Below are 6580 nucleotides of genomic sequence, written 5' to 3' on the forward strand. Positions count from 1 at the left end.
AAGCACCAAAAACAAAGCCGCTCCGAAGAGCGGCTTTGTCGTTTCAGCAAGCCGAAACTTACTTGGCGTTCGCGAGCGCCACAGCCGTATCCAGCATGCGGTTCGAGAAACCCCACTCGTTGTCGTACCAGCTCGACACCTTCACGAGACGGCCGGAGACCTTCGTGAGCGTGGCATCGAACGTCGACGAGGCCGGGTTGTGGTTGAAGTCGATCGAGACCAGCGGCGCGTCGTTGTAGCCGAGGATGCCCTTCAGCTCGCCTTGCGACGCTTCCTTCATGATCTTGTTGACTTCCTCGACCGTCGTGTCGCGTGCGGCGATGAACGACAGATCGACCACCGATACGTTGATCGTCGGGACGCGGATCGCGTAGCCGTCCAGCTTGCCGTTCAGTTCCGGCAGAACGAGGCCGACAGCCGAAGCAGCGCCCGTCTTCGTCGGGATCTGGCTGTGCGTCGCCGAGCGCGCGCGGCGCAGGTCTTCGTGATACACGTCCGTCAGAACCTGATCGTTCGTGTAGGCGTGGATCGTGGTCATCAGACCGTTCACCAGACCGATCTTGTCGTTCAGCGGCTTGACGAGCGGTGCCAGGCAGTTCGTCGTGCACGATGCGTTCGAGATGACCGTGTCGGAAGCCTTCAGCACGTTGTGGTTCACGCCGTACACGACGGTCGCGTCCACGTCTTTGCCGCCCGGCGCCGAGATGATGACCTTCTTCGCGCCGCCCTTGATGTGCGCGCTCGCCTTTTCCTTCGTCGTGAAGAAGCCCGTGCACTCCATCACCACGTCGACCTTCAGCTCGCCCCACGGCAGTTCGGCCGGGTTGCGGTTCGCCAGCACGCGGATCTTGTCGCCGTTGACGACGAGGTAGTCGCCGTCCACCGACACTTCGCCCGGGAACTTGCCGTGCGCGGTGTCGTATTGCGTCAGGTGCGCATTGGTCTTGGCATCGCCGAGGTCGTTAATGGCGACGATCTCGATGTCATGCTTCTTGCCGTTCTCATAGAGGGCGCGCAGCGTGTTGCGGCCGATCCGGCCGTAGCCGTTGATTGCAACGCGAATCGTCATGGTCTATCTCCTTGGCTTAAAAAAACCTTGCTTCGCTGACGTCAGTGCTTACGCGGCGAGAACGGCCTTCGCCGTCTTGACCACGTTCTCCACCGTGAAGCCGAAATGCTTGAACAGCGCGCCCGCCGGGGCCGACTCGCCGAACGTGTCGATGCCGACCACGCCGCCTTCGAGGCCCACGTATTTGCGCCAGAAATCCGTCACGCCCGCCTCGATCGCCACGCGCGCCACGCCCTTCGGCAGCACGCGCTCGCGGTACTCGGCGTCCTGCTTGTCGAAGACGTTCGTGCAGGGCATCGACACGACACGCGCGCCGATGCCGTCCTTCGCCAGCGCCTCGACCGCTTCCATCGCGAGCTGCACTTCCGAGCCGGTCGCGATGAGGATGATCTTGCGCGCGGGGATATCGTCGTTCCAGTCGCGCAGCACGTAGCCGCCCTTCGCGATGTTGGCGATCTGAATGTCGTTGCGCGTCGAGAATTGCAGGTTCTGGCGGCTGAAGATCAGCGTCGACGGACCGTGGTGCGCGATCGCGTGCGTCCACGCGACGGCCGTTTCGACCGTATCGGCCGGGCGCCACGTCTGCAGATTCGGGATCAGGCGCAGGCTGGACACGTGCTCGACCGACTGGTGTGTCGGGCCGTCTTCACCGAGGCCGATGGAATCGTGCGTGAACACGAAGATCGAGCGCGATTTCATCAGCGCGGCGACGCGCAGCGCGTTGCGGCTGTAGTCCGAGAACGTCAGGAACGTGCCGCCGAACGGACGATAGCCGCCATGCAGCGCGATCCCGTTGATGGCCGCGCTCATGCCGAATTCGCGCACGCCGTAATTGATGTGGTTGCCCCACTGGATGCCCGAGGGATTCGCGTTTTCCGCATCTCCTGCCGCACGCACCGCCTTGGAAGCCTTCCAGTTGGTGAGATTCGAGCCGGTCAGGTCGGCCGAACCGCCGAGCAGTTCCGGCAGCGCCGCCGCGAGACCTTCGATGGTCTGCTGCGATGCCTTGCGAGTCGCGACGGTTTCGGCTTTCTGGTTCGCGTCCTCGATGATCTTTGCGGCAGCTTCCGCCCAGTTCGCGGGCAACTCACCGCTCATGCGACGTGCGAATTCGGCGGCCTCGCTGGCGTATTTCGCCTTGTACGCGTCGAACGCCTTGTTCCATTCGGTTTCGGCGTGCGTGCCTTGTTCCTTCGCGTCCCACGCTGCGTACACTTCCTGCGGAATCTCGAACGGACCGTAGTTCCAGCCGATGGCCGCGCGCGTCGCCGCGATTTCCTTGTCGCCGAGCGGCGCGCCGTGCGCATCGTGGCCGCCCGCCTTCGTCGGCGCGCCCTTCCCGATGACCGTGCGGCAGCAGATCAACGTCGGCTTGTCCGACTTCTTCGCGGCGGCGATGGCGGCATCGACCGCATCGACGTTGTGGCCGTCCACCGCGCGGATCACGTTCCAGCCGTATGCCTCGAAGCGCTTCGGCGTGTCGTCGTGGAACCAGTGCTCGACGTGGCCGTCGATCGAAATGCCGTTGTCGTCGTACAGCGCGATCAGCTTGTTCAGCTTCAACGTGCCCGCGAGCGAGCAGGCTTCGTGCGAGATGCCTTCCATCAGGCAGCCGTCGCCGAGGAACACGTACGTGTAGTGATCGACGATCTTCGCATCTGCCTTGTTGAACTCGGCGGCGAGCAGCGCCTCGGCAAGCGCCATGCCGACCGCATTGCCGACGCCCTGCCCCAGCGGGCCGGTGGTCGTCTCGACGCCCGGCGTCATGCCGACTTCCGGATGGCCCGGCGTCTTCGAATGCAACTGGCGGAAGTTCTTCAGTTCGGCGAGCGGCAGGTCGTAGCCGGTGAGGTGCAGGAGCGAGTACAGCAGCATCGAACCGTGGCCGTTCGACAGAACGAAACGGTCGCGATCGAACCAGTGCGGGTTCGTCGGGTTGTGCTTCAGATGGCGCGACCACAGCGCGACGCCAATTTCTGCCATGCCCATGGGCATGCCGGGGTGACCGGAGTTGGCTTGTTGAACGGCGTCCATGGCGAGCGCGCGGATTGCGTTGGCCATGAGGGCGGACTGGCTGGAGGTCGGGATCGTCATGTCGAGTCTGGGGCAGGTCCTGAAATGATCCGCGGTGCTTCTCTGGCAGTACTTCTCACTCGAGCCGGACCCGCGGGACACAACGTTTTCAGGACCGGAACGACGAGAAACGACGAGGATCGGGAGGCCGTCATTCTAACAGACCGGTCCGATTGACACGCGCCTGTAAGGAGCGCGTCCGGTGCGGCCAGGCGTCCCGGCGCGCGGGCATGTTCCGTGCAAATCACCGTCGGCGAATCGGGGGAACCGCACCGCGCCGCGTGCGTCGCAAGCGATACAACCGTGTCACGACGACGCGACAACGCGTGACATTACACGGTAACGCGCGCCGCCAACGGACGTTCATCCGGCGAAATCCGTCCGGCGCGCCATGTTCGTTCATTCTCTGCCGGTCCATTCGTAGTACGGCTTCGTGGCAAAATGCTTCCCATTGTGCAGCAGCAAAGGCTTCAAGGAGTGCTTTCGATGACCGACCCACGCCCCGCCGACGTGCCCTGGCTGATTCCGTATCTCACCGTGCGCGACGCGCGCGTAAGCACCGCGTTCTATGAGAAGGCGCTCGGCTTCGGGGTGCGCGACAGCGTGAACGATGACGGCACGATCATCCATGTCGAGATGACGTATCGCGGACAGTTGATCGTGATGTTCGCGCCAGAAGGCGCATACGGATCGCAGGCGCGCACGCCGAAGAGCGCGGGACTGATGGCGCCGCAGTCGTTCTATCTTTATGTCGATGACGTCGACGCCACTTTTCAGCACGCGCTCGCCGTCGGCGCGAAGCCGCTCATCGAGCCGCAAGACCAGTTCTGGGGTGACCGCTTCGCGCAGATCGAAGACCCGGACGGCTATCGCTGGGCGATCGCGCGGCATCTGCGCTGAAGCGGCGCGTCGCCGGCGAGCATCATCACTATCCGCGGACAGCAACGTTCGCGATCGAGCATTCATGCCACGTTTTCATGTCGACGGTCCGCTTTTCGTGGGCCGAACCCTCCTCCTTCCGGATGACGTCGTGCGTCACGTGCACGTGCTGCGTCTGCAAACGGGCGACGCGGTTACCCTTTTCGACGGCCGCGGCGGCGAATATCGCGGCGAACTCGTCGATATCGCGAAGCGCGCGGTGACGGCGCGCATCGACGAATACAGCGATCGCGAGGCCGAGCCGCCTTATCGCGTGACGCTCGCACAGGGTGTCGCGGGCGGAGACAAGATGGACTGGCTCATTGAGAAGGCGGTGGAACTGGGCGTGGCGGGCATCGCGCCGATCACCACGGAGCGCGGCGTCGTGCGTCTCGCCGGCGAGCGTGCGCTCAAGCGGCAGGCGCACTGGCAGGCGCTCACGCGCGCGGCGTGTGAGCAGTGCGGGCGCAACCGCGTGCCCGACGTCGCGCCGCCGCGCGATCTTCACGCCTGGCTCGCCGATCTGCCCGCCGCCACCGATGGCGAACTGCGCCTGCTGCTCTCGCCGCGCGCCGAAGTAAGCTTCGCAGCGCTGCCGGTCGATGCACCGCGCGAACCAGTCACGTTGCTGATCGGGCCGGAAGCGGGTTTTTCGCCCGGCGAAGAAAGCGCCATCATCGAGGCGGGATTCTCGGCGCTCGAACTCGGCCCGCGCGTGCTGCGCACGGAAACGGCGGGCATCGCGGTGCTCGCGGCGCTGGCCGCGCGTTGGGGCGGCTGGTGATCCGCCCGCCACACAAATGAAAACAGCCCGATGGACGCCTGGCTGCATCCATCGGGCTGTTGCTTATCTTGACCGGCGCTCGCGCCAGTCGTGCTGAATCAGACGAACGAATAGAACACGCGGAACGCCACTTTCCTTTCCGCCCAGAATTCCGCCGCGTCGCGGAACACGTCGAGCAGCACTTCCCGGCCTTCCTTGTCGAACTTCTGCGCAATCGGCAGTTGTTCGAGCACGATCACGAAACCCGGTTGCGAGCCCGCCTTGTGGACGAGATCGGTGAGCGAATCGTAGAGCGCGTCGTAATTTTTGCCAAAGTGCTTCGGAAACAGAAACGACGTCGCGATGGTCTCGAGCACTTCCTGCTTGCTCTGCGCCTGGCCCAGATAGGCATAGAGAAAATGCTGGCCGAGGCGGTTCGCCTCATCCGCGAGATCCTGCACGCGAAAAGCGCGAATCGACTGAACGATATTCGGCCGCACCGTGGCGAACAGCGCTTCCGGATCCTCTTGCGGATGGCCCTCCTCAGGCCTCGTCTCGTCGTCGGGTCTGTTGTCGTGTTCTGTCATGCGTAGCCGCAATACTCGCTGGAACAGGTTGCCATCGCCGGTGGCGAAAAGATCACTCGCGACGCTGTGGTCGTGCGCGTAGATGTTGTCGCTCATGCCGTAAATCCCGTAGTTAATCCGCAATCCGTTTGAAAGTAGCGTAGTGGTCGTCCGTGTAATAGCAGTCGCCGACCTGCTTCTTCGGACCACCGCACACGATCCGGCGCGCGCCGCGATCCCGCGCGCGAGGCGTGGGAACGGTGTATTCGTGGTAGTAGCCGCGTGGATGCCGCGGAAGCACACGCTCGCGATTGCCGAACACGACGCCGTCCTTCTCGTAAGGGAATGGGCCACCCGTTTCGATCAGCCGCAGGGTTGCGACGGCCTGCCTGGGCAACTGCGCAATGTGGACGGTGGCCAGTCCGTCGCGCTCTTGCCCGCCGGTCGCGTCCGGCTGCCGTACTTGCGCCTCCCGGACCGGCTCTGCTCGCGAGGCCGGCGCCGGACTCACCGAAGCAACCGGTTCCTGACCGCCGCCTCGAGGTTCGTCCTTGCCGCATGCGCCCAGAAGGACGCTCAAGGCGACGAAAAAGGAAATACCTCGCGCGCGTGTCACCAACCGACTGCCCTCGCGTTGCACCACAATCCGGCGACCATGAAAGATGTAAGGGTATCGCTAATGACAGGGCGAAGCAACGTTGGCCCGAAAATCGGAAATTTTTTCTCGGTTTGGCGAAGACTGGTCAGTTCTGAGCGATTCGTCGTCGCATGATTAGCCCAAATCTGAGAGATTTTTATCGCGGACGAGATAATAATTTGCTCGTGGGATCTTGAAGCCCCTGGATGAGCCGCCTCACTCGTCGCCAGCTTCACGGCATCGCGCTTCGCCGACGATCCCGCGTTTTGCGGGTTAAAGCAGATACCCTCTTTTGCTTTTTCTCCAGCGTGCCGTGCTCGCACGGCACGCTTTTTTCTACCCGGAAAAAAAAGCGGCGGGCAAGCCCGCCGCTTTTATCTCATGCCATAGCCGCGATCAGCGCGCCGCCGACGCGTCCGCCACCAGCAACGCCGTCATATTGACGATACGCCGCACCGTCGCCGACGACGTCAGCACGTGAACCGGCTTCGCGGCGCCGAGCAGAATCGGCCCGATGGCGATGCCGCTGCCCGCCGCCGTCTTCAGCAGGTTGT

Annotated in this window: 7 protein-coding genes; 2 read left to right on the forward strand and 5 right to left on the reverse strand. The window is 63.5% G+C overall.

The window, feature by feature from the left end; all coding sequences use genetic code 11:
* Positions 1-58: 58 nt before the first annotated feature.
* Both gap and tkt read right to left on the reverse strand, forming a co-directional pair.
* Positions 59-1069 (reverse strand): type I glyceraldehyde-3-phosphate dehydrogenase, encoded by a 1011-nt coding sequence (gene gap / locus NCR38_RS11255; protein WP_061121322.1) that lies wholly within the window; start codon positions 1067-1069, stop codon positions 59-61.
* Between the two features lie 48 nt (positions 1070-1117).
* Positions 1118-3130: a transketolase gene (gene tkt, locus NCR38_RS11260; RefSeq protein WP_250477080.1), complete on the reverse strand. Its 2013-nt coding sequence runs from the start codon at positions 3128-3130 to the stop codon at positions 1118-1120.
* Positions 3131-3628: 498 nt separating this feature from the next.
* On the opposite strand from tkt, the gene NCR38_RS11265 reads away from it, so the two are divergent.
* A complete protein-coding gene (locus tag NCR38_RS11265; RefSeq protein ID WP_061121327.1) occupies positions 3629-4042 on the forward strand; it encodes a glyoxalase/bleomycin resistance/extradiol dioxygenase family protein in 414 nt (137 codons plus the stop codon).
* Between the two features lie 64 nt (positions 4043-4106).
* Entirely contained in the window at positions 4107-4844 is a 738-nt protein-coding gene (locus NCR38_RS11270) for a 16S rRNA (uracil(1498)-N(3))-methyltransferase (RefSeq protein ID WP_061121324.1), read from the forward strand.
* A 98-nt stretch (positions 4845-4942) separates the two neighbouring features.
* Here NCR38_RS11270 and NCR38_RS11275 read toward each other — a convergent pair whose 3' ends face one another.
* From NCR38_RS11275 to NCR38_RS11285, 3 genes are all read right to left on the reverse strand, one after another.
* Positions 4943-5506, reverse strand: coding sequence for a barstar family protein (locus NCR38_RS11275; RefSeq protein ID WP_250477078.1), 564 nt, complete (start codon positions 5504-5506; stop codon positions 4943-4945).
* A gap of 16 nt (positions 5507-5522) precedes the next feature.
* On the reverse strand, positions 5523-5969 hold the full coding sequence (locus tag NCR38_RS11280) for a ribonuclease (protein WP_250477079.1): 447 nt from the start codon (positions 5967-5969) through the stop codon (positions 5523-5525).
* A gap of 453 nt (positions 5970-6422) precedes the next feature.
* A partial coding sequence (locus NCR38_RS11285) for a phosphate acyltransferase (protein ID WP_143756435.1) occupies positions 6423-6580 on the reverse strand: 158 nt, incomplete at its 5' end.

This window comes from Caballeronia sp. INML1, from assembly GCF_023631085.1.
Classification (GTDB): Bacteria; Pseudomonadota; Gammaproteobacteria; order Burkholderiales; family Burkholderiaceae; genus Caballeronia; species Caballeronia turbans.